The sequence below is a fragment of the Paenibacillus sp. TY11 genome (assembly GCF_059772165.1).
The window spans coordinates 1-613 of record NZ_JCBAIQ010000071.1 but is presented as its reverse complement, the minus strand read 5'-3'; the positions used below and the strand labels follow the sequence as shown (position 1 = coordinate 613).

Genomic DNA, 613 nt, shown 5'->3' with positions numbered 1-613 from the left:
GGATCAAAGCTTGCTTACAGCTCCCCGAGGCTTTATCGTTGTTCGCCACGTCCTTCGTCGGCTCCTGGCGCCTAGGCATCCTCCGTGTGCTCTTTGTAGCTTAACCTAGACTTTTCTTTCGTAGAAAGAAAATGTCGATGTTCGATAAAGAATGATTTTTGCCAAAGGCAAAAGATCTTTCCTTATCTGCTACCTTAATTTCACTTGTTTACACAAGATCAGCTTAAAGGAATATTCTAAAACGCAATTTCGTTTCGGTATCCAGTTTTCAAGGTGCACGTTTTTCCGGTTTTTAAATCCGGAAGAAGATCATATCAAATTCAGAATCACTTGACTACAAGTATATTCTGGAAATGATACTTGAGAGTTTGAACTCTCAAAACTGAGCAACGAGTGAGTAAGTTCGGGATATTCATTTCATTCACACACATGTGATGAACCGAATTGAATATCCAGTCGCAGGTACAACGTACCTGCTTATTTGAATGTTTCCGTTGCAGGAAACGATTCTCCATAGAAAGGAGGTGATCCAGCCGCACCTTCCGATACGGCTACCTTGTTACGACTTCACCCCAATCATCTACCCCACCTTCGGCGGCTGGCTCCCTTGCGG

General features: G+C 43.4%; 2 rRNA genes. Both read right to left on the bottom strand.

The annotated features are described in order from the left end of the window. A 23S ribosomal RNA gene (locus tag AC6EJC_RS26850) occupies positions 1–106 on the bottom strand; the annotation flags it as partial. Positions 107–517: 411 nt separating this feature from the next. Continuing rightward, positions 518–613: ribosomal RNA gene (locus tag AC6EJC_RS26845) — 16S ribosomal RNA — on the bottom strand; the annotation flags it as partial.